The sequence below is a fragment of the Streptomyces sp. NPDC096048 genome, from assembly GCF_044763415.1.
Classification (GTDB): domain Bacteria; phylum Actinomycetota; class Actinomycetes; order Streptomycetales; family Streptomycetaceae; genus Streptomyces.
Map to the genome: position 1 here is coordinate 25,261 of NZ_JBIWGG010000019.1, position 23,636 is coordinate 48,896.

A 23,636-nucleotide genomic window follows, 5' to 3' on the forward strand; every position below is an offset into this window, starting at 1 on the left:
GGCCGGTCCCACACCCCATACAGAAGGGCACCATGCTGACGTCCGTACCCATCGCATGGCTGTGGCTGCTGGCCGCGGCGTCCACCGCCCTGTCCAGCTGCCTCCTGGGCAGTTGGATACCCCTCCGGAAATTCCGTATCGCCTATCCGGTGACCATGGTCACCGGCGGAGCGGTCCTGGTCGTGGTCTGCCGGCTCCAGGGCTTCGGCCTGGCCGAGGCGCTCGTCATGTACTCGAGCGCCCACATCGGCCTGACGCTCGGCCTGCTTCCGCAGAGAGCGCTGTTCCGGGAGGTGTTCGAGCGATGGCGCAAGGGCGAGCCCACGGATCACATCAAGATCCCGGGCAGTCACCATGCCTTCCTCGCCTTCTGCGTGGTCGGCGCCCTGTTCGCCGGCTTCGCGCTGACCCGCTGACCTCGTAGGGGCGGGCGGGGTGAGGGAACGCGTCGCGCCCCGCGCGGCAGGGGCGCCCGGCGTTCGCCGGGCGCCCCTGCCGCGCGACGCGGTCTACTCGCCGAGCAGACGCCGCACCCGCTCCTGCCCCACCGCCAGCAGCAGCGTGGGCAGGCGCGGGCCGGTGTCGCGGCCGACGAGCAGGTGGTACAGCAGCGCGAAGAAGGACCGCTGAGCGGTCTTGATCTCCGGCGGCAGTTCCTTCGGCGTGGCGTCGGCGGAGAAGCCCGCCTGGACCTTGGGCACGCCGTAGACGAGGTGGGTGAGCCCGTCCAGCGACCAGTGCTCGGCGAGCCCGTCGAGCAGCAGCCGCAGCGAGGCCCGGCCCTGATCGTCGAGGGACTTCAGCAGATCGGCGTCCGGCTCCTCGCGCACGAGGGTGCGCTGGTCGGCGGGGACGTGGGTGTTGATCCACGCCTCGGCCTTGTCGTAGCGCGGGCGGGCCTCCTCCAGCGCGCGCAGCGGATTCGCCGGGTCCAGTTCGCTGAGGATGCGCAGCGCCTGGTCCTCGTGTCCGGCGGTGATGTCGGCGACGGAGGCGAGCGTGCGGTACGGCAGCGGCCTGGGTGTCCTCGGCAGCTCACCGGCGGCGGTGCGGACGGCGCGCGAGTGGGCGGCGACGTCGGCGGGCAGGGCGCCGCCGTCGGCGACCTTGGCGTCGAGGCGGTCCCACTCGTCGTAGAGCCGCTGGATCTCCTGGTCGAAGGCGATCTTGAAGGACTGGTTGGGCCGGCGGCGGGCGTACAGCCAGCGCAGGAGCTGCGGCTCCATGATCCGCAGCGCGTCGGCCGGGGTGGGCACCCCGCCCTTGGACGAGGACATCTTGGCCATGCCGCTGATGCCGACGAAGGCGTACATCGGCCCGATCGGCTGCTCGCCGCCGAAGATGCCGACGATCTGCCCGCCGACCTGGAACGACGATCCGGGAGACGAGTGGTCGACACCGCTCGGCTCGAAGATCACGCCCTCGTACGCCCAGCGCATCGGCCAGTCGACCTTCCAGACCAGCTTGCCGCGGTTGAACTCGCCGAGCCGGACGGTCTCGGAGAAGCCGCAGTCGGTGCAGGCGTAGGTCAGCTCGGTCGAGTCGTCGTCGTAGGAGGTGACCGTGGTCAGGTCCTTCTCGCAGTTGCCGCAGTACGGCTTGTACGGGAAGTATCCGGCGGCCGAGCCCGAGCCGTCGTCCTCGGCGGCGGCGCCGGAGCCCTCGGCGGCCTCCAGCTCGGCCTCGTCGACGGGCTTCTGCGACTTCTTCCCGGGAGCCTTCTTGGTCCGGTACTGGGCGAGGATCGCGTCGATGTCCCGCCGGTGCTTCATGGCGTGCAGGATCTGCTCGCGGTAGACACCGGAGGTGTACTGCGCGGTCTGACTGATCCCGTCGAACTCCACGCCCATCTCGGCGAGCGAGGCGACCATCGCGGCCTTGAAGTGCTCGGCCCAGTTCGGGTGCGCGGAGCCCTTGGGGGCCGGGACGGAGGTGAGGGGCTTGCCGATGTGCTCGGCCCACGAGTCGTCGACGCCCGCGATACCGGCCGGCACCTTGCGGTAGCGGTCGTAGTCGTCCCAGGAGATGAGGTGCCGCACCTGGTGGCCCCGGCGGCGGACCTCGTCGGCGACCAGGTGCGGGGTCATGACCTCGCGCAGGTTGCCCAGGTGGATGGGACCGGACGGGGAGAGTCCGGACGCGACGACGACGGGTTTGCCCGGGGCACGACGCTCCGACTCGGCGATGACCTCGTCCGCGAAACGGGAGACCCAGTCGGTGGTCTCTGTGCTCTGAGCCACGATCGGCACGTCCTCTTCCCTGAAAGTTCTGCTGAGCAGCCGGACGGTCGCACGGCTGACCGCTCCATTCTCCCAGCCCGGCCCGCATCCGCGAAAACCGCTTTTCACCGCGTGGGATACTCGGCTTCCGTAGTACTCCAGGAACCCGAGCAGAACGGCAGCCACTCCATGGCCTCGGTCACGTCCCTCAGCGACTCCGTCCAGCAGCACCTCGCGTCCGCGCTCACGGCCACCCGGCCGGAGGCCGCCGGCACGGACCCGCTGCTGCGACGCAGCGACCGGGCGGACTACCAGGCCAACGGCATCCTCGCCCTGGCCAAGAAGGCGAAGGCGAACCCGCGGGAGCTGGCCACCGAGGTCGTCTCGCACCTCGTCACCGGCGATCTGATCAAGAACGTCGAGGTCTCCGGGCCCGGCTTCCTGAACATCACGATCGGCGACCGGGCGATCACCGGGAACCTCGCCGCGCGGTACGCGGACGACACCGGCCGCCTCGGCGTCCCGCACGCCGAGCACCCCGGCACGACGGTGATCGACTACGCCCAGCCGAACGTGGCGAAGGAGATGCACGTCGGCCACCTGCGTTCCGCGGTGATCGGCGACTCCGTCGTCCAGCTGCTGGAGTTCACCGGCGAGCACGTCGTGCGGCGGCACCACATCGGCGACTGGGGCACCCAGTTCGGCATGCTCATCCAGTACCTGGACGAGCACCCGCACGAGCTGGACCACGAGGCCGGCGAGGTGAGCGGCGAGGAGGCGATGTCCAACCTCGACCGCCTCTACAAGGCCGCGCGCAGGCACTTCGACTCCGACGAGGAGTTCAAGACGCGGGCGCGGCGCCGGGTGGTCGACCTCCAGGCCGGGGATCCGAAGACACTCGCCGCGTGGCAGAAGTTCGTGGACGAGTCGAAGATCTACTTCTTCTCCGTCTTCGAGAAGCTGGACATGGAGATCCGCGACCCCGACATCGTCGGCGAGTCCGGCTACAACGACATGCTGGCCGAGACCTGCCGCCTGCTGGAGGAGTCGGGCGTCGCCGTCCGTTCCGAGGGCGCGCTGTGCGTCTTCTTCGAGGACGTCAAGGGCCCGGACGGCAAGCAGGTCCCGCTGATCGTGCAGAAGTCGGACGGCGGCTACGGCTACGCGGCCACCGACCTCTCCGCGATCCGCGACCGCGTCTTCCACCTGAAGGCGGACACGCTGCTGTACGTGGTCGACGCCCGCCAGTCGCTGCACTTCAAGATGGTCTTCGAGACCGCCCGCCGGGCCGGCTGGCTGAACGACGACGTGACGGCGCAGCAGTTGGCCTTCGGCACGGTCCTCGGCAAGGACGGCAAGCCGTTCAAGACCCGTGAGGGCGAGACGGTCCGCCTGGTCGACCTCCTGGACGAGGCGATCGACCGCGCGTCCGCCGTCGTCCGGGAGAAGGCGCAGGACCTCTCCGAGCAGGAGATCGCCGAGCGGGGCACCCAGGTGGGCATCGGCGCGGTGAAGTACGCGGACCTGTCGACGTCGGCCAACCGCGACTACAAGTTCGACCTGGACCAGATGGTCTCGCTGAACGGCGACACGTCCGTCTACCTCCAGTACGCCTACGCCCGGATCCAGTCGATCCTGCGCAAGGCCGGCGACGTACGCCCCGGGGCCCACCCGGAGCTGGAGCTGCACGAGGCGGAGCGCGCCCTCGGTCTGCACCTCGACGCCTTCGCGGAGACGGTGGCGGAGGCGGCCCGCGAGTACGCCCCGCACAAGCTGACGGCGTACCTCTACCAGCTGGCGTCCCTGTTCACGTCGTTCTACGACAAGTGCCCGGTGATCAAGCCGGCACCGCCGCGGGACGTGGCGGAGAACCGCCTGTTCCTGTCCGACGTCACGGCCCGCACGCTGCACCAGGGCATGGCTCTGCTGGGTATCCGGACGCCCGAGCGGCTCTGACACCTGCACCGGCACACGGCACGCGGCCCGTCCTCTCCCCCGTAGGGAGGACGGGCCGCGGCGGTCTCGGCGGTCGGTCGGGGCCGCGGGTCAGCGGCAGTTCACCCAGGTGTTGGACTTGATGTAGTGGTACGAGCTGTCGCTCTTCTTGTATCCCTTCGGGATGATGCCGCTGGACCCGCCGTAGTTCTTCGCCGAGTACCACTTGAAGTCGCAGGACGCGCCGTGGTTGTACCACGACTTGAAGCCCTGGAAGACCGAGTACTTGGTCAGGTCCGCGTTCTTGCCGGCGACCTTCTGCATCCGGCCGGTGTAGTTCTGCCCGGCCCAGACACAGAACCAGCCCGACGGGCAGTCCTTCGCCGCCGTCGGTGCCGCCGGCGCGGTCGGTGCCGCTCCGGCGCTTCCCGCGCCGCCGGCCAGCAGACCACCGGTCATGGCGACGCCACTGGCGACGACAGCGAGCTTCCTGGTGATGTGCATGCTGTTCCCCCTTCGAGGTCCGGGTGGGCCGACCCGTACGGACCGGCCCGACAACGAGACTGCGGGACACCGGGCCGGGGCTTCCACAGTTGCCGCGGAACTGACGCCGGGACGGGACGTCCCACCCGCTGACCTGCGGGGACGCCGACCGCCGAGTCGGTGCGGCGGGACGGGCCGAGGCGGGCTGTGGCCGATTCCGTACGGGCGCGGGAACCGCGGCCGGGTGTGGGTCGTGGTCGCTGATGCAGAATGGGCCCGGGGAAACGGGGACCAGACCGGCGAACCCGAACGCGAGTGGGGGAACATGTCGCGTTGGAAAGAGCTGCCCACCGAACTGCACCCGCACGTACGCCAGTTGGTGGTGCGCTTACGCAGACTGAAGGACCACGGCGGCCTGAGCATGCGGCAACTGGCCGCGAAGACCGGCTACAGCGCGAAGTCGTGGGAGCGGTATCTGAACGGCAGATCGCTGCCGCCACGGGAGGCCGTCGAGGCGATGGCCCGGGTCGCCGGCGACGAGCCGACCCGGCTGCTGGCGCTGCACGAGATCGCCGCGGACCGGTGGGGACAGCCGCGCGCTGCCCCGCCCGCCGAGTCCGGGAGCACGCCGGCCGAGTCCGGGAGCACGCCGGCCGGGCCGGGGCCCGAGCCCGACGAGGAGCGGCCGCACGGGCGGTCGCACCGCGTCGCGGTCGTGGCGGGGACGGTGACCCTGGTGCTGGCCGTGTCGGCGGCGCTCGTGCTGGCCGTGCGGTTCACCGGCACCTCCGGTTCCGGCGACGGCGAGGGTGACCGCGGCGGCCGGGCGGCGGCCCCGACCACCGCCGGGGCTTCCCGGTCCCCGGTCACGTACTCCTGCCGGATGGAGCGTGCCGCCGGCCGCTGGTACGCGGGCAACAGCCGTACCCAGGACGCCATCCTGGCGTACGGCCACGCCGGGCCGGAGGTGGCCGAGGCGCAGTGTCTGCTGCGCCGGGCGGGCCTCTCTCCGGGGGAGGTCGACGGGATCTACGGCCCGCTGACGCAGCGCGCGGTCAAGCGCGTCCAGAAACGGGACGGGCTGGTCGTGGACGGCATCGTCGGCCCGCACACCTGGAAGGCGCTGCGGGAGATGGCCCCGACGTGACGCCGGCGCGCACCCGGCTGACCACGGCACTGCGGGAGCTGCGGGCGCGTACGGGGCTGAGCCTGGCGGGGCTGGCAGAGCGCACGGCGTACAGCAAGTCGTCGTGGGAGCGCTATCTCAACGGCAGGACCATGCCACCGCGCCAGGCCGTGCAGGACCTGTGCCGGCTCGCCCGGGAACCGGACGGGCGGCTGCTGGCGCTGTGGGAGATCGCGGAGTCGGAGTGGAGCGGACGCGCCGGGGAAGCCGCCACACCCGCTCCCGCCCCTCCCGGACCGCGACCGCGGCCGCGGCCGCGGGAGGCGACGCGGCCGACCGGGGCCGGGCGATCGACCGGGAGCCGGCGACCGACCCGGCGGCCGACCCGCGGCAGGGGCCGGCTCGTGGCGGTGCTGGTGTCGGTGTGCGCCGTGACCGTCGGCGGCCTCACGTCGGCGCTCCTCCTGCTCCCGCACCGGGAGGGCGAGCCCCGTTCGTCCTCCTCCCCGCCCGTCGCCGGCCCCCGGTGCCGAGGCACCGGCTGCGAGGGCCAGGACCCGATGCACATGGTCTGCGGGGCCGGCCCCGAGACCCTCACCACGCACCGCACCACCAGCGGTGCCCGGCTGGAGGTGCGCTACAGCGAGAGGTGCGGGGCCAGTTGGGCCCGTATGTGGGGCACGCGCGTCGGCGACCGGCTGGAGATGACGGCGGGCGGCCCGACCCGCCGCGCGGAGATCCAGGACGACGTCGACGCGGAGTCCTACGTCTACACCGTCATGACGGCGACCCGCCCGGGAGACGTCGTCCGGGCGTGCTTCCGGCCGGCGGCGTCCGACGGCGGCGAACGGGAGTGCGTCGACGCGCGCGTGCGGCCGTCCGGCACCTCCCGGCCGCCCTCATCCCAGTAGCGTCAGGCCCTCGGGCGCGTCGATGCCGAAGTCCTCCACCAGCACCCGGCGGGCCTCGGCCTCGTCCGTCAGCTTCCGCTCGGTGACCGTGCCGTCGTCGCGGGTCTCGGTGACGCGGTCGCCGTCGAGCAGCACGTGCCGGTCCGGCATGAGGCGCTGTACGTAGGGGCGCCGGGAGAAGGGGGAGCGCGGGTTCGTGGCGACGTGCCAGTTGATCATCTCGTAGTCGGACCGCTCGAACGGCTCCAGGGTGAAGGCGTACTGAGCCTCCCAACCGCCCGTGGACGCCTGCCGGTACGCCTCCAGCACCCACATCTCCAGCGGCCCCCGGTGCGGTACGTGCACCAGCCGGTGCCGGCGGCCGGCGTCGTGGAACTCGGTGTCCGCCGTCAGCGGCGCCGGCTCCAGGAGGGAACCGATGGCTCCGAAACCGACGTCGGCCAGGTACGGCCGCGGGTCGCCGGGGATCTCCACCAGGAGGGCCATGTGGGTGCGCGGGCGGTCCTCGAAGCGGTCCGCACCGACGACGACCCGGGCGGTCAGCCGGGTCACCCGGAATCCCAGCGTCTCCAGGGCCGCCGCGAACAGCGTGTTGTGCTCGTAGCAGTAGCCGCCGCGCCGACGGCCGTGGACCAGCTTGGCCGTCAGGTCGGCGAGTTCGAGGGAGGGCGCCGTACCGGCGAGGGCGTCGAGGTTCTCGAACGGGACGGCCCTCATGTGCGCGAGCTGCAGGCCGCGCAACGTGTCCGCGTCGGCGGCGGGCCGCTCCCCCTCCCACCCGATCCGGTCGAGGTATGCGTCGAGGTCGAAGTCCGTCGTCGTCCGTGCGCTGTCAGGCATGGCCTCACCGTAAGCGCGTGCGCGGCGCCCACGCCTCGGCTCTTGGACCTAGGCCAGGGGCCTACGCCCCCCGCGACGCCTTCTCCCTGTGCCTCTCTCCCTTCGCCTCCCGCAGCCCCTCCCGCAGCCCCTCCCCCAGCCGCCGCAGCCCCTCCGCGATCTCGTCCGGCGTCTGCGTGACGAAGCACAGCCGCAGCGTGGCGCGGTCGGGCTCACCGGCGTGGAAGGGCGCGCCGGGGACGTACGCCACGTCGTGCCGGACCACCCCGGGGAGCAGCGCCGTGGTGTCGTACCGCTCCGGCAGCCGCGCCCACAGGAACATGCCGCCCTCGGGACGGGTCCACGCCGACCCCGCCGGGAGCGCGTCCGCCAGCCCCGCGAGCATGGCGTCCCGGCGTGCGCCGTAGGCGGCGGCGACGCGCGCGACGTGGGCGTCCAGGTCCCGGTCGGCCAGGTACCGGGCGGCGGCGAGCTGGTTGACGGTCGGGGTGTGCAGGTCGGCGGCCTGCTTGGCCACCGCACAGGCGCGGCGCGGTCCGTCGGGTGCCCGCAGCCAGCCGAGGCGCAGGCCGGGCGCCATGACCTTGGAGAAGGACCCCAGCAGCACGGTCCGGTCCCGGGCGCCGTCGTACGAAGCGATCCACGGCACCCGCTCGCCCTCGAAGCGCAGCTCGCCGTACGGGTCGTCCTCGACGATCCACAGCCCGCACCGGCCGGCGACCTCGGCGACGGCGGCACGGCGGGCGGCGGGCATGGTGCGGCCGGTGGGGTTCTGGAAGGTGGGGACGGTGTAGAGCAGCTTGGGACGCTCGCGCAGCACCAGCTCCTCCAGTGCCGCGGGGTCGAGCCCGTCCTCGTCCCCGGGCACGGCGACGACCCGGGCGCCCGCGAAGCCGAAGGCCTGGAGCGCGGCCAGGTAGCAGGGGCTCTCGACGAGGACGGTGTCGCCGGGTTCGATGAGGGCGGTGGCGAGGAGCGACAGCGCCTGCTGCGAGCCGGTGGTGACGAGGATGTCGTCGGCGTCGGTGTCCAGTCCTCGCGCCGAGGTGCGGGCGGCGAGCGCGGCCCGCAGAACGGGCTCGCCCTCGGTGGTGGAGTACTGCAGGGCCCGCGCGGGCACCTCGGCGAGGACGTCCCGGTACGCGGCGGCGATGCCCTCCGCGTCGAACAGCTCCGGGGCCGGCAGCCCGCCCGCGAAGTTGATCACCTCGGGGCGGGCGGTGACGGCGAGGATGTCCCGCACGGGCGAACCGCCGATCGACCGGGTCCGCGCGGCGAGCGGCGGCGGGGAGACGGACGGGGCGGGCCTGGCGGGCCGGGCGGACACCTTCTCAGTCACGGTCATGCCCGCACCCTAAGGAAGTACGTGCCGTCTACAGGCGACTTTCCGCGATCCGGACACCCGTGCGACCGCGGGCGCTCAGCCCTTGCGGACCAGCCCCCGTACTCGGGGCCACCGGTGAGCAGGGCGCGGGCGTGGGTGAGGACGACCGGGTCGTTGTCGGCGTAGACCACACGTGACCCGGGGGCGGTGCGCTGGGCGATCCGGCGCACGTTCTCCGCGGTCGGCAGGCCGGTGCAGCCGTCGCGCCGACTCGGCGGCGACCCGCCCTGCGCACCCACCCCGCCCCCGCCCCGCCTCAGTCGTCCTCGACCAGCTCCCAGCCGTCGCCGCCGAGGGGGTAGGCGTAGTAGGAGTCGTCCCGGGAGGCGCTGGTGCGGAACGGCTTTCCGTGGTCGTCGACGCGCATGACGCCGTGCCGGTGGCCGCTGGACCACTCCAGCTCCAGGTACCAGCTGACGTCGTGGCCACTGGTGTGCGCGTTGACGTTGAAGACCTCGATGTCGGACTCGGTGACGGTGTACGGGAAGTCCTGTTGCCCCGAGACGGGCATCGCCAGGGGGTTGCCCAGGTCGAGGGCGACGTCGAAGGACTTGGGGGTCACCCCGCCGCCGCAGCCGTTGCCCATCACGTACTGCTTCCAGTCCAGCGCCGGCTTGCTGCTCACCACCCGGACGTGCAGGTCGTGCAGGACCACCGTCTCCTCACCGGTGCCCTGCACGGTGAGGACGGCCATCTGCCGGTTCGCGGAGACCGCACCGTAGGTGGTGGCCCAGCCGACGGCGTCCCGCTGGGCGGGCGGCGGCAGCACGTTCTGCGGGCTGCGGTCCACCAGGAAGGCGTGTTCGCAGGGGACGTCCCAGTGGTACGGGTTGGTCGACACGGCCAGCGCGGGGCCGTCGGCGAGTGCCTCGCGGCTGGGCGAGGCGGTGCCCGGACGCGACGGGGACGCGGACGGGGACGGGGAGCGGGACCCGGACCGGGACGAGGAGACGGACGGGGACGAGGAGGCGCTCGCGCTCGGGGACGCCGGCCCGGTGGCCGTCCCGGACACCGTCGCTGAGGTCTGTGCGAGGGCCCCGGCAGGACCGCGCCGGCCGTCGTCGCCCGTGCCCGACACGAGGTTCGCCACGAGCGCCACGGCGGCGCTGACGGCGACGACGCCGGTCGCGGCGTAGAGCGCGGCGCGCGGGACCCGGCGACGGGGCGGGTCGGGTTCGCGGGGCGTGGGCGGGGCGGTCGGGGCGCCGGAAGCGGTCAGGGGGTGCGGTGTGAGCGGTGCCAGCGTCTGCTCCTGCTCCTCCTCGGTCTCCTTCTCCTCGGTCTCCTCCTTCTTCACGCCGCGCAGCGCGTCCGCGCGGATCCAGCGGCGGTGGAGTTCGAGCAGTTCCTCGGGGGTCGCCCGGCACACGCGCGCGAGGCGTTCGACGGGGGCGAACTCGGTGGGCACGACCTCCCCGCTGACGTATCGGTGGAGGGTCGACGCACTCATGTGCAGCCGCTTGCCCAGGGCCCCGTAACTGAGCCCGGACCGCTCCTTCAGTTCCCGCAGCAGTACTGCGAAGTCGTCCCCCGCCACCCGTCTCTCCCTCTTCCCGTGTCCCCGTGCGGCATCCCAGAGGGACACCGTTCCCGCAGGTCAGAGCCGTTCCCGGCGTCCCAGTATCCCGTATCTCCCGGCGCTGCTGGCGACTGGGACGGCCCCGGGCCCAGGCTGTGGTCATCCAAGCAGCCGCTCCCGGCCAACGGTCGAGCGACTCACCTCAATGCCACTCCCTAGGAGAACTTCCATGTCCGCACGCACCACCCGTACCCGCCTGTTCGCCGCCACCACGGTCGCGCTGGCCGCGCTCTCCCTCACGGCCTGCGAGAGCGACGGATCGGACACGGGAGCCCCGGCGGCCTCCACCTCCACCCCGGCGGCCGAGAACAGCCGGCCGGCGCCCGACCAGGCCGGCGCGAAGAACGACACCGGCAAGGAGGGCTCCACGGGCTCGAACGGCTCCTCCGGATCCAGCGGCAACGGCAACACGTCCAACTCCGGCAGCGGCAGCTCCGGTTCCGGTTCCGGTTCCGGCGCGGGCGCCGACAAGGGATCCGACACGGACGTAGTCGGGAAGTGCTCCGCGTCCCACGTGCGGATCACCGCGGCGAACGCGCCCCGCCCGATCAACCACCTGCTGCTGACCGCCACCAACACCGGCTCGAAGACCTGCGCGCTGCCGACGTACCCGGCGGCGCGGTTCGGCGAGGCCCAGTCGGTGCCGCCCGTCGCCGAGTCCAGCAAGCCGCAGGCGCTGACGACGCTGGCGCCCGGCGAGTCCGGTTACGCCGGTGTGCGGCTGTCGTCCGGCGACGGCAGCGGCGAGGGCGGGTACGACACGAGCACCCTCACCATCCCGTTCGAGGACGGCTCCATCGCGACGGTCAAGCTGCCCTCCGGCGGCGTGTACGTCGACAGCACTCTGACGGTCACCTACTGGCAGACCAGCGTTTCGAACGCGCTCGAGTACTGAAGGGATCCAGGGACGCGCGCCCGCTGTGTGCCTGACCGGCACAGGTCGCTCAGCGCAGGGTGCGAGCGACCTCGGTGGCCCAGTAGGTCAGGATGTTGCGCGCACCGGCCCGCTTGATGCCGGTGAGCGACTCCAGGATGGCCCGGTCGCGGTCGATCCAGCCCTTCTCGGCGGCGGCCTCGATCATCGAGTACTCGCCGGAGATCTGGTAGGCGGCGACGGGCACGTCCACGGCCTCGGCGACCTTGGCCACGATGTCGAGGTAGGGACCGGCCGGCTTGACCATCACCATGTCGGCGCCCTCCTCCAGGTCGAGGGCCAGCTCCCGCATCGCGTCGCGCGCGTTGGCGGAGTCCTGCTGGTAGGTCTTCCGGTCCCCCTTCAGCGAGGACCCGACGGCCTCCCGGAAGGGCCCGTAGAAGGCGGACGCGTACTTCACGGTGTAGGCGAGGATGGCGACGTCCTCCCGCCCGATCTGGTCGAGCGCGTCGCGGATGACACCGATCTGCCCGTCCATCATCCCGCTCGGCCCGACCACATGGGCACCCGCGTCGGCCTGAACCTGCGCCATCTCGGCGTACCGCTCGAGAGTGGCGTCGTTGTCGACCCGCCCCTGGGCGTCCAGCACCCCGCAGTGCCCGTGGTCCGTGAACTCGTCGAGGCACAGGTCGGACATGACGAGCAGCTCGTCCCCGACCTCGGCCCGCACGTCACGCAGGGCGACCTGCAGAATCCCGTCGGGGTCGGTCCCCGCGGTCCCGGCGGCGTCCTTCTTCTCGTCCTCGGGCACCCCGAAGAGCATGATCCCGGAGACCCCCGCCTCGACCGCCTCCGCGGCGGCCTTCTTCAGCGTGTCCCGGGTGTGCTGCACGACCCCGGGCATCGCCGCGATCGGCACCGGCTCGATCACGCCCTCGCGCACGAAGGCCGGGAGGATGAGGTCGGCGGGGTGCAACCGGGTCTCGGCGACCATCCGACGCATGACAGGGGTGCTCCGCAGCCGCCGGGGCCGGGTGCCGGGAAAGGAACCGTACGTCGACATACCTCCTACGCTACGCCCGCCCCACCCGTGCCTTTGCCGACGAGGAGTCGGCCCGCTCGACGCTTGACCTCACCTTTGGTCGAGGTTCTACGGTCGTTCTCGAAGACACCGGACGAGGGAGTGGCCATGCGGTACACGCACACCGACGCCGAACTGATCCGGCAGCCCATCGGCTACTGGAGCTGGGCCGCCTACAACGCCGTCATCACCCGGACCCGCACGGCCCTCGCCGGGATCGGCACGAACCAGCCCCAGTGGTGGGTCCTCAGCCAGGTCGCCCGCGCCGACCCCCCGAAGACCCGCGACGAGGTGTCCCGCCTCCTGCGGAACTACCTCGCCACGGGCCAGGAGACGATGGAGTCGGACATCGACGCGACCATCGCACAGGGCTGGACCACCCAGACCCCCGACGGCCACCTGACCCTCACCCCCGCGGGCAGCGCCTTCTACGAGAAGGCGGCGGCCCTCCAGACCGACCTGTGGACGGAACGGCACGCCGGCATCTCCGACGAGGAGTACCTGACCACCATGAAGGTGCTCCAGCGCTTCATCCACAACACGGGCGGGAAGGCCTGGCACCACTAAGGCCCGGCCGGGGGCCCGGCCGGCGGCCACGGCACGTCGGCCAGCAGCGGAAGCAGCGTCTCCTCCTCGTGGTCGAGGTGGGCGTTCAGCTCCGCCGACATCGCCGCCAGTTCGGCACGGAAACGCCGCGGGTCGGCGATCCGGATGCCTGCCAGCAGCGCCGCCAGCTCACCCTGGAGGCGGGCGATCGTGCGGTGTTCCTCGCCGAGCCGGTCGAAGACGTCGGCCAGGTGGGGATGGTGGCGGGCGACCCCGGGGAACAGGTGCCCGTCCTCACTCACGTGGTGGAACTCCAGCGCCTGACAGAACGCCAGGCACCGCTGCCGGATCTGCAACCCGAGCCCCGGCGCCGGCGGCGCACCGGCCCCCTGGTGCGAGGCACGCGCGGCGAAGTGCGCGTCGACCTCCGCCCGAACCTGGGCCAGTTGCCCCCGCAGCCAGGTGTGGACCTCCAGGAGCTTGTCGGCGAGGGGCCGGCGACCTTACCGGCGTTGGCGCGGAACTCCTCGATGACGGACTGGTTGAAAGACGTGGGCATACGTTTTCCGTGTCTCCATGACGGCAGCCCGCGACGCGCGTGCGGCACGGTGCCGGAAGGGTGGTAGAGAAGAAGAGGACGACGACGTGCGAACGCGCTACGTCGTGTCAGGGCGCGGAGCAGGAACTCAACACGTACCCCTTGGGTGAGGGCGCTCGCCCGATCGCCGGCCGGCCCACTGCTCTTTGACCGGCGCCACGCGGCACCGCCCTCATTACACGCACCCTCCCGGCGTCTGTCAACGCACCGCGTCCGCGACTGGGATGACGTGCCTGCCGCGGACCCCGCCCGCCTCCAGCGCCCGGTGCGCTGTACGCGCTCCTGGAGAGCGTGACCCTGGCTCGGGCGCACGGCGCGGTCTCCCCAGGTACGTCCGCTCCCGGACACGGTGGTCGGCAGCCGGAGGTCCGTGGGAGCACGAACCCCACTGCCTGGGCCCCCACTGCCTGGGCGCGCTTCCTGCCGTACGTCTCCGCGCGCTGAAAGGCGGGGCGCCCCGTGAAGAGCGCCCCGCCTCACCTCACCTCGCGTCACCTCAGGTCGAAGACCGCCGCCTCCGCGCCCCCGGTCGCCGCTCGCTCGGCCGCGTCACCGGGTCCCCGGCCTCCAAGGCCGACGCGCGGCGCTGCAGGCCGAAGTCGGCCAGCGCCTCCGCCAGCTTGTGCACGGACGGCTCGGGGGCCATGACGTCCACCCGCAGGCCGTGCTCCTCGGCCGTCTTGGCGGTCGCCGGGCCGATGCACGCGATCACCGTCACGTTGTGCGGCTTGCCGGCGATGCCGACCAGGTTCCGCACCGTGGACGACGAGGTGAAGAGGACCGCGTCGAAGCCGCCGCCCTTGATGGCCTCGCGGGTCGTGGCCGGCGGCGGCGAGGCGCGCACCGTCCGGTAGGCGGTGACGTCGTCGACCTCCCAGCCCAGCTCGATCAGCCCGGCGACCAGCGTCTCGGTCGCGATGTCGGCACGGGGGAGGAAGACGCGGTCGATCGGGTCGAAGACCGGGTCGTACGGCGGCCAGTCCTCCAGCAGACCGGCGGCCGACTGCTCGCCGCTCGGCACCAGGTCCGGCTTCACGCCGAAGGCGATGAGCGCCTTCGCCGTCTGCTCGCCGACCGCGGCGACCTTGATGCCCGCGAAGGCACGGGCGTCGAGACCGTACTCCTCGAACTTCTCCCGGACCGCCTTCACCGCGTTGACCGACGTGAACGCGATCCACTCGTACCGGCCCGTCACCAGGCCCTTGACCGCCCGCTCCATCTGCTGGGGCGTGCGCGGCGGCTCGACGGCGATGGTCGGCACCTCGTGCGGCACGGCGCCGTACGAGCGCAGCTGGTCGGAGAGCGACGCCGCCTGCTCCTTCGTGCGGGGCACGAGGACCTTCCAGCCGAACAGCGGCTTGGACTCGAACCACGACAGCTGGTCGCGCCGGGCGGAGACGGAACGCTCGCCGACCACGGCTATCACCGGCCGGCCGCCGTCCGGGGACGGCAGCACCTTCGCCTGCTTCAGCGTCTGCGCGACCGTGCCGAGGGTGGCGGACCAGGTGCGCTGCCGGGTCGTCGTACCGGCGATCGTCACCGTCATCGGGGTGTCCGGCTTGCGGCCGGCCGACACCAGCTCACCGGCGGCCGCGGCCACCGAGTCGAGCGTCGTCGACACGACGACCGTCCCGTCGGAGGCGCCCACCTCGGTCCAGCAGCGGTCCGACGCCGTACGGGCGTCCACGAACCGCACGTCGGCACCCTCGGCGTCCCGCAGCGGCACACCGGCGTACGCGGGCACGCCGACGGCGTTCGCGATACCGGGGACGACCTCGAAGGGCACCCCGGCCGCGGCGCACGCCAGCATCTCCTCGGCGGCGTACGTGTCGAGCCCGGGGTCCCCGGTCACCGCACGCACGACCCGCCTGCCGCCCTGCGCGGCCTCCATGACAAGATGTGCGGCATCCCGCACGGCGGGGACGCCCGAGGTCGTTGACGCGCTGTCAACTACCTTCAGCTGGGGCGCGTTTGTGCCCGGATCCGACGGATCGGTGTCCGTGTGCACTTCCGACACGCCCTGCCTCGCGTGCGTGCGTACGACGTCGAGCACCTCGTGCTCGGCGACGAGGACGTCCGCGTGTGACAGCGCCTCCACGGCGCGCAGAGTCAGCAGTCCCGGATCTCCGGGTCCGGCACCCAGGAAGGTGACGTGCCCTTGTTCCGGACCGGCGGGAAAGGTGGTGGGGCTCACTGTGCTCGCTCCCCCATCAGACCGGCCGCGCCCTGGGCGAGCATCTCGGTGGCGAGTTCGCGACCGAGTGCGAGTGCCGCCTCGTGCGTTTCAGGCACGGGACCGGTGGTGGACAGCTGCACCAGCGTCGAGCCGTCGGTCGTGCCGACGACGCCGCGCAGGCGCATTTCCTTGACAATCTGCCCGTCGGCCAGAAGGTCGGCCAGTGCGCCCACCGGGGCGCTGCAGCCGGCCTCCAGGGCGGCGAGCAGTGACCGCTCGGCCGTCACGGCGACCCGCGTGAACGGGTCGTCGAGTTCGGCGAGCGCGGCGATGAGTTCAGCGTCTCGGGCGGTGCTCCCCGCCCTGCACTCGATCGCCAGTGCCCCCTGGCCGGGGGCGGGCAGAACCGTGTCGACCGACAGGAAGTCGGTCACCTCGTCGATGCGGCCCACCCGGTTCAGCCCGGCGGCGGCCAGCACGACCGCGTCGAGCTCGCCGCTGCGGACGTACCCGATGCGGGTGTCGACGTTGCCCCGGATCGGGACCGTCTCGATCTCCAGCCCGTGGGTGCGGGCGTACGCGTTCAGCTGCGCCATGCGACGCGGCGCGCCCGTACCTATCCGCGCCCCGCGGGGCAGGTCGGTGAGCTTGCGCGCGTCCCGGGCGACGACCACGTCCCGCGGGTCCTCGCGCTCCGGAACGGCGGCCACCACCAGGCCCTCGTGCTGCGCGGTGGGGAGGTCCTTGAGCGAGTGAACCGCGAAGTCCACCTCGCCCCGCAGCAGCGCGTCGCGCAGCGCGGCCACGAACACGCCCGTGCCGCCGATCTGCGCGAGCGCCTCGCGGGAGACATCCCCGTACGTGGTGATCTCGACCAGCTCAACGGGCCGACCGGTCACCTGGCTCACGGCGTCCGCCACCTGCCCGGACTGGGCCATGGCGAGCTTGCTCCGCCTGGTCCCCAGCCTCAGTGCCTTCTCAGTCATGCCGGCCCTCGGTTCTTCTCAGTGGTGCTGTCTTCGGCGCGGGAGACGGAGGCCACCGTCTCCTGGTCGAGGTCGAACAGGGTGCGCAGCGCGTCCGCGTACCCGGCACCGCCGGGCTCGGCGGCGAGCTGCTTGACCCGTACCGTCGGCGCGTGCAGCAGCTTGTCGACCACACGCTTGACGGTCTGGGTGATCTCGGCGCGGTGTTTGTCGTCGAGCCCCGGCAGCCGCCCCTCCAGGCGGGCGATCTCACCGGCCACGACGTCCGCGGCCATGCTGCGCAGCGCGACGACGGTGGGCGTGATGTGCGCGGCCCGCTGGGCGGCACCGAAGGCGGCGACCTCGTCGGCGACGATCCGGCGGACCATGTCGACGTCGGCGGCCATCGGTGCGTCGGCCGACGCGTCGGCGAGCGACTCGATGTCCACCAGGCGTACCCCGGCCAGCCGGTGCACGGCGGCGTCGATGTCGCGCGGCATGGCGAGGTCGAGCAGGAAGAGCACGGGCTGCGGCCGCGGCACCTCGGCGACCGGCTCGGGCCGCCGCCGCTCGGGGATGCGCCCGACGCGCGCGGCCGTCGCGGCGAGCGCGGTGATCAGCTCGGCGTCCGCCTCGGCGCCCGGCCGCCCGGTCTCCCGCGGCCGGTCCGCGACCGCGCCGCCCGCGGCCCAGGCCCCGTGCTGCTCCAGCGTCGCCGCGTCCATGCCGGCCACGGCGGCCTCACCCATGACGGAGAAGCCGGTCGGTACGGAGGACAGGTCGAGCGGACAGTTCTCGTCCGCACCGGCGCCCGGCAGCGGCGTCTCGGCCGCCTCCCGTACGGCGCCGACACCGGCGTCGGCCTCGGAGTGCGCCTCGCCGAGCCCGGCGGCGGGGGCTCCGGTACGGCCCTCCACCGTGGCCGCCACGGCGTCGGCCGTGAGGACGATCCCGGTCGCACCGGTGCAGGAGACGGCCACGTCGGCACGTGTCAGCTCGACCGGCACCGAGTCCATCGGTACCGCGCGGGCCAGCACGTCCGTGTCGTCGCCCTCGGTCAGACGTTGTCCATATTGGTCTTCGAGCAGGAGCGCGAGCCGCTCGGCGCGCTCGAAGGTGCGGTTGGCCACGACGATCTCGGCGACCCCGGCCCGCGCCAGCGTGGCCGCGGCCAGCGAGGACATCGAGCCGGCGCCGATGACCAGGGCCTTCTTGCCCCGCGCCCACCGCTGGACGTCGGCTCCCGCGGACAGCTGCTCCAGGCCGAAGGTGACCAGGGACTGCCCGGCGCGGTCGATGCCGGTCTCGGAGTGGGCCCGCTTGCCGACCCGCAGCGCCTGCTGGAACAGGTCGTTGAGGAGCCGGCCGGCGGTGTGCAGGTCCTGCGCCCGGGCCAGGGAGTCCTTTATCTGGCCGAGGATCTGGCCCTCGCCCACGACCATCGAGTCGAGCCCGCAGGCCACCGAGAACAGGTGGTGGACGGCCCGGTCCTCGTAGTGCACATAAAGATAAGGAGTGAGCTCCTCCAGGCCGACCCCGCTGTGCTGGGCGAGCAGCGTGGACAGCTCGGCGACACCGGCGTGGAACTTGTCCACGTCGGCGTACAGCTCGATGCGGTTGCAGGTGGCCAGGACCGCGGCCTCGGTGGCCGGTTCGGCGGCGACGGTGTCCTGCAACAGCTTGAGCTGCGCGTCCGCGCTCAGGGACGCCCGCTCCAGGACGCTGACCGGCGCGCTGCGGTGGCTCAGTCCGACGACGAGGAGGCTCATGCCGGCATCACGGCGGGCACGTCCCCGTCGGGTCCCTGGTCGGTGGAGGGGCGCTGCTTGCGGGCGACGGCGGGCGGCACGACACCGGCGTCGGCCGCGGCCTCCTCCCCGGCCTTGCGCTGCTCGTGGAAGGCGAGGATCTGCAGCTCGATGGAGAGGTCGACCTTGCGCACGTCGACGCCCTCGGGGACGTTCAGCACGGTCGGCGCGAAGTTGAGGATGGAGGTGACACCGGCGGCCACAAGCCGGTCGCAGACCTGCTGGGCGGCACCGGCGGGGGTCGCGATCACGCCGATCGAGACACCGTCGTCCTGGATGATCTTCTCCAGCTCGTCGGTGTGCTGCACCGGGATGCCGGCGACGGGCTTTCCGGCCATTGACGGATCGGCGTCGATCAGCGCGGCGACGCGGAAACCGCGGGAGGCGAAGCCGCCGTAGTTGGCGAGCGCGGCGCCGAGGTTACCGATACCGACGATCACTACCGGCCAGTCCTGGGTGAGCCCCAGTTCGCGGGAGATCTGGTAGACGAGATACTCGACGTCGTAGCCGACGCCCCGGGTCCCGTAGGAGCCGAGGTAGGAGAAGTCCTTGCGCAGCTTCGCGGAGTTGACTCCGGCCGCGGCCGCCAGCTCCTCGGAGGAGACCGTGGGCACCGAGCGCTCGGAGAGCGCGGTGAGGGCGCGGAGGTACAGCGGAAGCCTGGCGACGGTGGCCTCGGGAATCCCTCGGCTGCGGGTCGCCGGTCGGTGTGTTCGGCCAGTTGCCACGGTGCTCCTGCGGGTAGAGCGGGGCTGTAGGCGGTCATACGTCCCTACATGACCGCCCCGTCGAATGCAGGCTATGTCTTTGTGAACGCGTGCACAAAGATGGTGTCCGATTTGCCCGGCCAACGTGACCGGGCTCACGCACGCCCGGCGCACGAACCGGGAACCGGCGCATACGCGCACGCGTTCCTCTCCCATCGGGGGCAAAGCCGCACACGCTCCTCACGATCAACGCCCCCGAGACCAAGTCACCATCGATCCTAAGCGACCATCCGGACTACTTGGACTCGTCGGTCAGTGCCTTGCGCAGCCGTTCCTCGTTCACACGCCAGAAGGTGTGCTGCCTGCCGTCGACGAGGACGACCGGGATCTGTTCCCAGTACTCGTCGTGCAGTTGGCGGTCCTGGGTGATGTCCTTCCCCTCCCAGGGGACACCCAGCTCGGCACAGACCTTCTCGACGACGAGCTGTGCGTCATCACACAGATGACAGCCGGGTTTGCGGATGAGGGTGACGAGATGGTTCTCGGAGTGCTCATGAGACTGCGCGGGCTGCGGGGCCCCCGGGGTCTGCGAGGGCTTTCGGCGAAAGAGGGGGCTCATGCCGGCCATTCTCGCGCGCACGGCGGCGTACGCCGAGTCCTCGGCGGCGACCGGACCGCCTGCCGGGCCGGAGTGACGGCGCGCCCGCACGGGCACCTCTTTAACGACACGGTCGCCCAGAGTTCACAGCCTGCGAACCTCTCGACTCCGAACCCTCCGAACAAACTGGCTATGCTCACGGGCATGGCCGCTCTTCGATGGCTCACCCCCCGTAGGCGCTCCGCCACGGCGCGGAGCGTGTTGGCAGGCGAGGCCTCGGCGGAGGCAGCCCGTAAATCCGCACAGTCCGCTCAGGACACCTCCGCCCCCGACACGGGCGTGGAAGCGGAGTTCCCGGTCCACGGCGACGACAGGGCAGCCGCCTTCTTCGACCTCGACAACACCGTGATGCAGGGCGCCGCGATCTTCCACTTCGGCCGAGGCCTGTACAAGCGGAAGTTCTTCGAGACCCGCGACCTCGCCCGGTTCGCCTGGCAGCAGGCGTACTTCCGGCTGGCCGGGCTCGAGGACCCGGAGCACATGCAGGACGCCCGCGACTCCGCCCTGTCGATCGTCAAGGGCCACCGCGTCTCCGAGCTGAAGTCGATCGGCGAGGAGATCTACGACGAGTACATGGCCGAGCGGATCTGGCCCGGCACCCGCGCCCTCGCCCAGGCCCACCTGGACGCGGGGCAGAAGGTCTGGCTGGTCACGGCCGCCCCGGTGGAGATCGCCCAGGTGATCGCCCGCCGCCTGGGCCTGACCGGCGCGCTGGGCACCGTGGCCGAGTCGATCGGCGGCGTCTACACGGGCAAGCTGGTCGGCGAACCGCTGCACGGCCCCGCGAAGGCGGAGGCGGTGCGCGCGCTGGCGACGGCGGAGTGCCTGGACCTGACCCGCTGCGCCGCCTACAGCGACTCCCACAACGACATCCCGATGCTGTCGCTGGTCGGCCACCCCTACGCGATCAACCCGGACTCCAAGCTGCGCAAGCACGCCCGCGAGCTGGAGTGGCGCCTGCGCGACTACCGCACCGGCCGCAAGGCGGCCAAGGTCGGCATCCCCGCGGCCGCGGGCGTCGGCGCGGTGGCCGGCGGGACCGCGGCGGCCATCGCGCTGCACCGCCGCCGCCGTTGACCCAATCGACGTCACGTACCCGCGGGACACCCTCTCCAGTCCACTTTCCTCACATCGACCACAACACGCTCTGTAGTAACCAAGAACCCGAACCGTTCCGGTCATTAACTGATCACTCTGCAGCTACTGATCGAGCGTCAATCGGGCACAGAAGCGACGTAATCGATGATTTGAGCAACTGGGCGTAGCAGTGCCTGCACGAAGCGTTATTCTCCTCAGACGCATTCCGGTGCCCCACCTTCGCTACGACGGGTGAATGGTTCCGTACTGCACGTGATGGAAGCTCTGCCTCTGGGAGTCCCGTGTACCCACACGTCGGGGTTGACGCCTCGGGCCTGGCTACGCTGCGCGCAACGGTCAAATCAGCCCAAGACCTGTTGCGCGCCTTCGTCCCCACCGCGTATGCCGTCCCCGCCCTCGCCGCGGCCGCCGTGCCCGCCGGTCCGTGCTACGCACTGGCCGAAGGAAGCGCCGCCGTCGGCAGACGGTCCCGGTCGTCCTCGTCCGGGACCGCGGCCACCACCCACCGCCGCCCCGCGGCGGACAGCGACAGCGCCCGCATGATGGACCTGGTCGAGCGGGCCCAGGCCGGCGAGGCCGACGCCTTCGGACGGCTCTACGACCAGTACAGCGACACCGTGTACCGCTACATCTACTACCGCGTGGGCGGCAAGGCGACCGCCGAGGACCTCACCAGCGAGACCTTTCTGCGGGCGCTCAGGCGCATCGGCACGTTCACCTGGCAGGGCCGCGACTTCGGCGCCTGGCTGGTGACCATCGCCCGCAACCTCGTCGCCGACCACTTCAAGTCCAGCCGCTTCCGGCTGGAGGTCACCACCGGCGAGATGCTCGACGCCAACGAGGTCGAGCGGTCACCCGAGGACTCCGTCCTCGAATCCCTCTCCAACGCCGCCCTGCTGGACGCCGTGCGACGACTCAACCCGCAGCAGCAGGAGTGCGTGACCCTGCGCTTCCTCCAGGGCCTCTCGGTCGCCGAGACCGCGCGCGTCATGGGCAAGAACGAGGGCGCCATCAAGACGCTCCAGTACCGGGCCGTGCGCACCCTCGCCCGGCTGCTGCCGGACGACGCGCGCTGAGCCCCGGGCACCCCGAGGCGCCGCGCCCCACCACCCCCACTCCCACCCCCACCCGCCGCCGCGACCCTCCGCGTTTCTCAAATCACCATCGGTGAAAGCCGGTTGAGTTCGCGGTCCGATCATCCACCGTCCGTAACCCAAGTGCCGCGCCGCTCGTTGTGCGGGATGCAGGCTCCCTGTGGTCGCTCCCCGACCGACTCCGATCACACGATCGAGTGGTTCCGATCAGGGGGCGCAACCCTCAGGACCCCCTGGGGAGTCGACCGTCATGACGAGAGGAGGTGCCGCCAGTGATCGCGAACGTATCGGCACACCGGCGGGCGAACGCCTTCGCCCAGGCTCTGGAGGAGCAGTCCGATCCCGGGGCGGCGACCGAGCAGTCCGGAGGACCGGCAGCTGCCGGGGCCACCGCGGATCCGACCGAGCAGGGTCGTCTGTTGACCCTCGCCACCGGTCTGGAGACGCTGCCCCGGCCCCAGCTGGATCCCGAGGTCAAGGTCGTCCAGCGGGCCCAGCTGGTGGCCGCGTTCGAGGCCATGCTGCAAGAGGGCACCGCGGGCGGCGGGGCGGCGGACACTTCGGTCCCGGAGCAACGCCGGGCGCGCGGCACCCACCGGGCGGCCCCGCTGAAGAGGTTCCGGCCGCGCTCGCGGCTGGCCAAGGGCCTCACGGCGGGCGGACTGAGCGTGAGCGTGGCCGCGGGAGCCTTCGGCGGAGTCGCCGCCGCCAGTTCGGACGCCCTGCCCGGCGACTCGCTCTACGGCCTCAAGCGCGGCATAGAGGACTTCCGCCTCGGCCTCGCCGACGGGGACGACGAGCGCGGCCGGGCCTACCTGGACCTGGCCTCCACCCGGCTGAACGAAGCACGTCGGCTGATGGAGCGCGACCGCAGCGGGCCCCTCGACCACGAGTCCCTCGGCGAGGTCCGTCGCGCCCTGTCCGGCATGCGGCACGACGCGTCCGAGGGCCATCGCCTGCTCAGCGCGGCCTACGCCCGCGACCCCGACTCACTGGCCCCCATGCAGGCACTCTCCGCCTTCTCCCAGTCCCACCGGGAGACCTGGGGAGCACTGCGCGAGCGCCTGCCCATGCAGCTCGGGGACGTCAGCGAGCAGGTGTCGTCGGTCTTCGACGCCATAGAGGACGACGTGGCGCCGTTGCAGTCCATGCTGCCGCGGCCGCCCGCCCAGGACGACGGCACCGGAGACGGCGGCCGCCAGGGCGGCTCCGAGTCGGCGACCACCGACACCCCCGGCTCCAGCCACTCGTCGTCGGCCCCCGGCAACGGCGACGACGGTACGTCCGAGCGCGGACGCACGGGCAGCGGCAGCCCCAGCCAGTCGGCCGACTCCGGCCAGAAGGACGACGGCCTGCTCGGCGGTGGCACGGGCGGCCTGCTCGACCCGCCGAAGGACACCGGCACCGCCTCCCCGCCGACGGGCGACGACACCCTGCCCGCCGAGCCGGACGTCACCCTCCCGCCCCTCCTCCCGGGCCTCCTGCCCGGCCTGGGCATCGAGGGCGAGGACGCCGACTGAGCCGGTGGGGGTGCCCTCCCCGCATTGCACAGGG

At 72.1% G+C, this 23,636-nt stretch carries 20 protein-coding genes and 2 pseudogenes; 9 read left to right on the forward strand and 13 right to left on the reverse strand.

Features of this window, described 5'->3' with window-relative positions:
- The first annotated feature begins 32 nt into the window (after positions 1-32).
- Positions 33-416 (forward strand): hypothetical protein, encoded by a 384-nt coding sequence (locus ACIQ6R_RS36220; protein ID WP_404226220.1) that lies wholly within the window; start codon positions 33-35, stop codon positions 414-416.
- 93 nt (positions 417-509) lie between these two features.
- Here the strand turns inward: ACIQ6R_RS36220 and lysS are convergent, their stop codons facing one another.
- Entirely contained in the window at positions 510-2,249 is a 1,740-nt protein-coding gene (gene lysS, locus ACIQ6R_RS36225) for a lysine--tRNA ligase (RefSeq protein WP_404226223.1), read from the reverse strand.
- 159 nt (positions 2,250-2,408) lie between these two features.
- Between lysS and argS the strand changes: the two genes are divergently transcribed.
- A complete protein-coding gene (argS, locus tag ACIQ6R_RS36230) occupies positions 2,409-4,175 on the forward strand; it encodes an arginine--tRNA ligase (protein ID WP_404186752.1) in 1,767 nt (588 codons plus the stop codon).
- 90 nt (positions 4,176-4,265) lie between these two features.
- Here argS and ACIQ6R_RS36235 read toward each other — a convergent pair whose 3' ends face one another.
- The gene (locus ACIQ6R_RS36235; protein ID WP_404186728.1) at positions 4,266-4,658 is read right to left on the reverse strand and encodes a peptidase inhibitor family I36 protein; all 393 of its coding nucleotides are present in this window, start codon (positions 4,656-4,658) and stop codon (positions 4,266-4,268) included.
- A gap of 304 nt (positions 4,659-4,962) precedes the next feature.
- Here ACIQ6R_RS36235 and ACIQ6R_RS36240 point away from each other — a divergent pair, with 304 nt between their 5' ends.
- Entirely contained in the window at positions 4,963-5,784 is an 822-nt protein-coding gene (locus ACIQ6R_RS36240) for a peptidoglycan-binding protein (RefSeq protein ID WP_404226226.1), read from the forward strand.
- Positions 5,781-6,674: a helix-turn-helix domain-containing protein gene (locus tag ACIQ6R_RS36245; RefSeq protein WP_404226229.1), complete on the forward strand. Its 894-nt coding sequence runs from the start codon at positions 5,781-5,783 to the stop codon at positions 6,672-6,674. The genes ACIQ6R_RS36240 and ACIQ6R_RS36245 overlap by 4 nt, the downstream gene beginning before the upstream one ends.
- On the opposite strand, the gene ACIQ6R_RS36250 is transcribed toward ACIQ6R_RS36245, so the two are convergent.
- The 4 genes and pseudogenes from ACIQ6R_RS36250 to ACIQ6R_RS36265 all read right to left on the reverse strand — a co-directional run bounded on the left by ACIQ6R_RS36250 (position 6,663) and on the right by ACIQ6R_RS36265 (position 10,435).
- Positions 6,663-7,514, reverse strand: coding sequence for an arylamine N-acetyltransferase (locus ACIQ6R_RS36250; protein WP_404226232.1), 852 nt, complete (start codon positions 7,512-7,514; stop codon positions 6,663-6,665). The two genes, ACIQ6R_RS36245 and ACIQ6R_RS36250, sit on opposite strands and share 12 nt — an antisense overlap.
- A 61-nt stretch (positions 7,515-7,575) precedes the next feature.
- Positions 7,576-8,859: a PLP-dependent aminotransferase family protein gene (locus ACIQ6R_RS36255; protein WP_404226234.1), complete on the reverse strand. Its 1,284-nt coding sequence runs from the start codon at positions 8,857-8,859 to the stop codon at positions 7,576-7,578.
- A 101-nt stretch (positions 8,860-8,960) separates the two neighbouring features.
- Positions 8,961-9,092: pseudogene (locus ACIQ6R_RS36260) on the reverse strand (SAM-dependent methyltransferase); the annotation flags it as partial.
- Positions 9,093-9,154: 62 nt separating this feature from the next.
- Entirely contained in the window at positions 9,155-10,435 is a 1,281-nt protein-coding gene (locus ACIQ6R_RS36265) for a helix-turn-helix domain-containing protein (RefSeq protein WP_404226237.1), read from the reverse strand.
- Between the two features lie 211 nt (positions 10,436-10,646).
- Between ACIQ6R_RS36265 and ACIQ6R_RS36270 the strand changes: the two genes are divergently transcribed.
- A complete protein-coding gene (locus tag ACIQ6R_RS36270; RefSeq protein ID WP_404186722.1) occupies positions 10,647-11,372 on the forward strand; it encodes a DUF4232 domain-containing protein in 726 nt (241 codons plus the stop codon).
- Between the two features lie 49 nt (positions 11,373-11,421).
- Here ACIQ6R_RS36270 and hemB read toward each other — a convergent pair whose 3' ends face one another.
- The gene (hemB, locus tag ACIQ6R_RS36275) at positions 11,422-12,414 is read right to left on the reverse strand and encodes a porphobilinogen synthase (protein WP_404226240.1); all 993 of its coding nucleotides are present in this window, start codon (positions 12,412-12,414) and stop codon (positions 11,422-11,424) included.
- Between the two features lie 126 nt (positions 12,415-12,540).
- On the opposite strand from hemB, the gene ACIQ6R_RS36280 reads away from it, so the two are divergent.
- Positions 12,541-12,999: a MarR family winged helix-turn-helix transcriptional regulator gene (locus tag ACIQ6R_RS36280; RefSeq protein WP_404226241.1), complete on the forward strand. Its 459-nt coding sequence runs from the start codon at positions 12,541-12,543 to the stop codon at positions 12,997-12,999.
- On the opposite strand, the pseudogene ACIQ6R_RS36285 reads toward ACIQ6R_RS36280, so the two are convergent.
- From ACIQ6R_RS36285 to ACIQ6R_RS36310, 6 genes and pseudogenes are all read right to left on the reverse strand, one after another.
- Positions 12,996-13,475: pseudogene (locus ACIQ6R_RS36285) on the reverse strand (hemerythrin domain-containing protein); the annotation flags it as partial. The gene ACIQ6R_RS36280 and the pseudogene ACIQ6R_RS36285 sit on opposite strands and share 4 nt — an antisense overlap.
- Before the next feature lie 597 nt (positions 13,476-14,072).
- Entirely contained in the window at positions 14,073-15,770 is a 1,698-nt protein-coding gene (locus tag ACIQ6R_RS36290; RefSeq protein WP_404226242.1) for a uroporphyrinogen-III synthase, read from the reverse strand.
- Positions 15,767-16,738, reverse strand: a complete 972-nt coding sequence (gene hemC, locus ACIQ6R_RS36295; protein ID WP_404226245.1) for a hydroxymethylbilane synthase — start codon at positions 16,736-16,738, stop codon at positions 15,767-15,769. Before hemC ends, ACIQ6R_RS36290 begins: the two co-directional genes overlap by 4 nt.
- Positions 16,735-18,486, reverse strand: coding sequence for a glutamyl-tRNA reductase (locus ACIQ6R_RS36300; RefSeq protein WP_404226248.1), 1,752 nt, complete (start codon positions 18,484-18,486; stop codon positions 16,735-16,737). Before ACIQ6R_RS36300 ends, hemC begins: the two co-directional genes overlap by 4 nt.
- Positions 18,483-19,253 carry a redox-sensing transcriptional repressor Rex gene (locus tag ACIQ6R_RS36305; protein ID WP_404186715.1) on the reverse strand — a complete coding sequence of 257 codons (771 nt, stop codon included), beginning with the start codon at positions 19,251-19,253 and terminating at the stop codon, positions 18,483-18,485. The genes ACIQ6R_RS36300 and ACIQ6R_RS36305 overlap by 4 nt, the downstream gene beginning before the upstream one ends.
- A gap of 274 nt (positions 19,254-19,527) precedes the next feature.
- The gene (locus ACIQ6R_RS36310) at positions 19,528-19,860 is read right to left on the reverse strand and encodes a glutaredoxin family protein (RefSeq protein ID WP_404186751.1); all 333 of its coding nucleotides are present in this window, start codon (positions 19,858-19,860) and stop codon (positions 19,528-19,530) included.
- A 174-nt stretch (positions 19,861-20,034) separates the two neighbouring features.
- Here ACIQ6R_RS36310 and ACIQ6R_RS36315 point away from each other — a divergent pair, with 174 nt between their 5' ends.
- The 3 genes from ACIQ6R_RS36315 to ACIQ6R_RS36325 all read left to right on the forward strand — a co-directional run bounded on the left by ACIQ6R_RS36315 (position 20,035) and on the right by ACIQ6R_RS36325 (position 23,602).
- On the forward strand, positions 20,035-20,967 hold the full coding sequence (locus tag ACIQ6R_RS36315) for an HAD family hydrolase (RefSeq protein ID WP_404186714.1): 933 nt from the start codon (positions 20,035-20,037) through the stop codon (positions 20,965-20,967).
- 302 nt (positions 20,968-21,269) lie between these two features.
- The gene (locus ACIQ6R_RS36320; protein ID WP_404186713.1) at positions 21,270-22,064 is read left to right on the forward strand and encodes an ECF subfamily RNA polymerase sigma factor, BldN family; all 795 of its coding nucleotides are present in this window, start codon (positions 21,270-21,272) and stop codon (positions 22,062-22,064) included.
- A gap of 290 nt (positions 22,065-22,354) precedes the next feature.
- Positions 22,355-23,602 carry a DUF5667 domain-containing protein gene (locus tag ACIQ6R_RS36325; RefSeq protein WP_404226251.1) on the forward strand — a complete coding sequence of 416 codons (1,248 nt, stop codon included), beginning with the start codon at positions 22,355-22,357 and terminating at the stop codon, positions 23,600-23,602.
- The last annotated feature ends 34 nt before the right edge of the window (positions 23,603-23,636 follow it).

What these genes read in the sequence shown, in the direction of transcription:
- ACIQ6R_RS36255 (WP_404226234.1), bottom strand. Translation starts at nt 8,859, where the DNA reads ATGACCGTGACTGAGAAGGTGTCCGCCCGGCCCGCCAGGCCCGCCCCG.
- ACIQ6R_RS36300 (WP_404226248.1), bottom strand. Translation starts at nt 18,486, where the DNA reads ATGAGCCTCCTCGTCGTCGGACTGAGCCACCGCAGCGCGCCGGTCAGC.
- hemC (WP_404226245.1), bottom strand. Translation starts at nt 16,738, where the DNA reads ATGACTGAGAAGGCACTGAGGCTGGGGACCAGGCGGAGCAAGCTCGCC.
- argS (WP_404186752.1), top strand. Translation starts at nt 2,409, where the DNA reads ATGGCCTCGGTCACGTCCCTCAGCGACTCCGTCCAGCAGCACCTCGCG.
- ACIQ6R_RS36315 (WP_404186714.1), top strand. Translation starts at nt 20,035, where the DNA reads ATGGCCGCTCTTCGATGGCTCACCCCCCGTAGGCGCTCCGCCACGGCG.
- ACIQ6R_RS36220 (WP_404226220.1), top strand. Translation starts at nt 33, where the DNA reads ATGCTGACGTCCGTACCCATCGCATGGCTGTGGCTGCTGGCCGCGGCG.
- hemB (WP_404226240.1), bottom strand. Translation starts at nt 12,414, where the DNA reads ATGTCGACGTACGGTTCCTTTCCCGGCACCCGGCCCCGGCGGCTGCGG.
- ACIQ6R_RS36240 (WP_404226226.1), top strand. Translation starts at nt 4,963, where the DNA reads ATGTCGCGTTGGAAAGAGCTGCCCACCGAACTGCACCCGCACGTACGC.
- ACIQ6R_RS36310 (WP_404186751.1), bottom strand. Translation starts at nt 19,860, where the DNA reads ATGGCCGGCATGAGCCCCCTCTTTCGCCGAAAGCCCTCGCAGACCCCG.
- ACIQ6R_RS36250 (WP_404226232.1), bottom strand. Translation starts at nt 7,514, where the DNA reads ATGCCTGACAGCGCACGGACGACGACGGACTTCGACCTCGACGCATAC.
- ACIQ6R_RS36235 (WP_404186728.1), bottom strand. Translation starts at nt 4,658, where the DNA reads ATGCACATCACCAGGAAGCTCGCTGTCGTCGCCAGTGGCGTCGCCATG.
- ACIQ6R_RS36280 (WP_404226241.1), top strand. Translation starts at nt 12,541, where the DNA reads ATGCGGTACACGCACACCGACGCCGAACTGATCCGGCAGCCCATCGGC.
- ACIQ6R_RS36270 (WP_404186722.1), top strand. Translation starts at nt 10,647, where the DNA reads ATGTCCGCACGCACCACCCGTACCCGCCTGTTCGCCGCCACCACGGTC.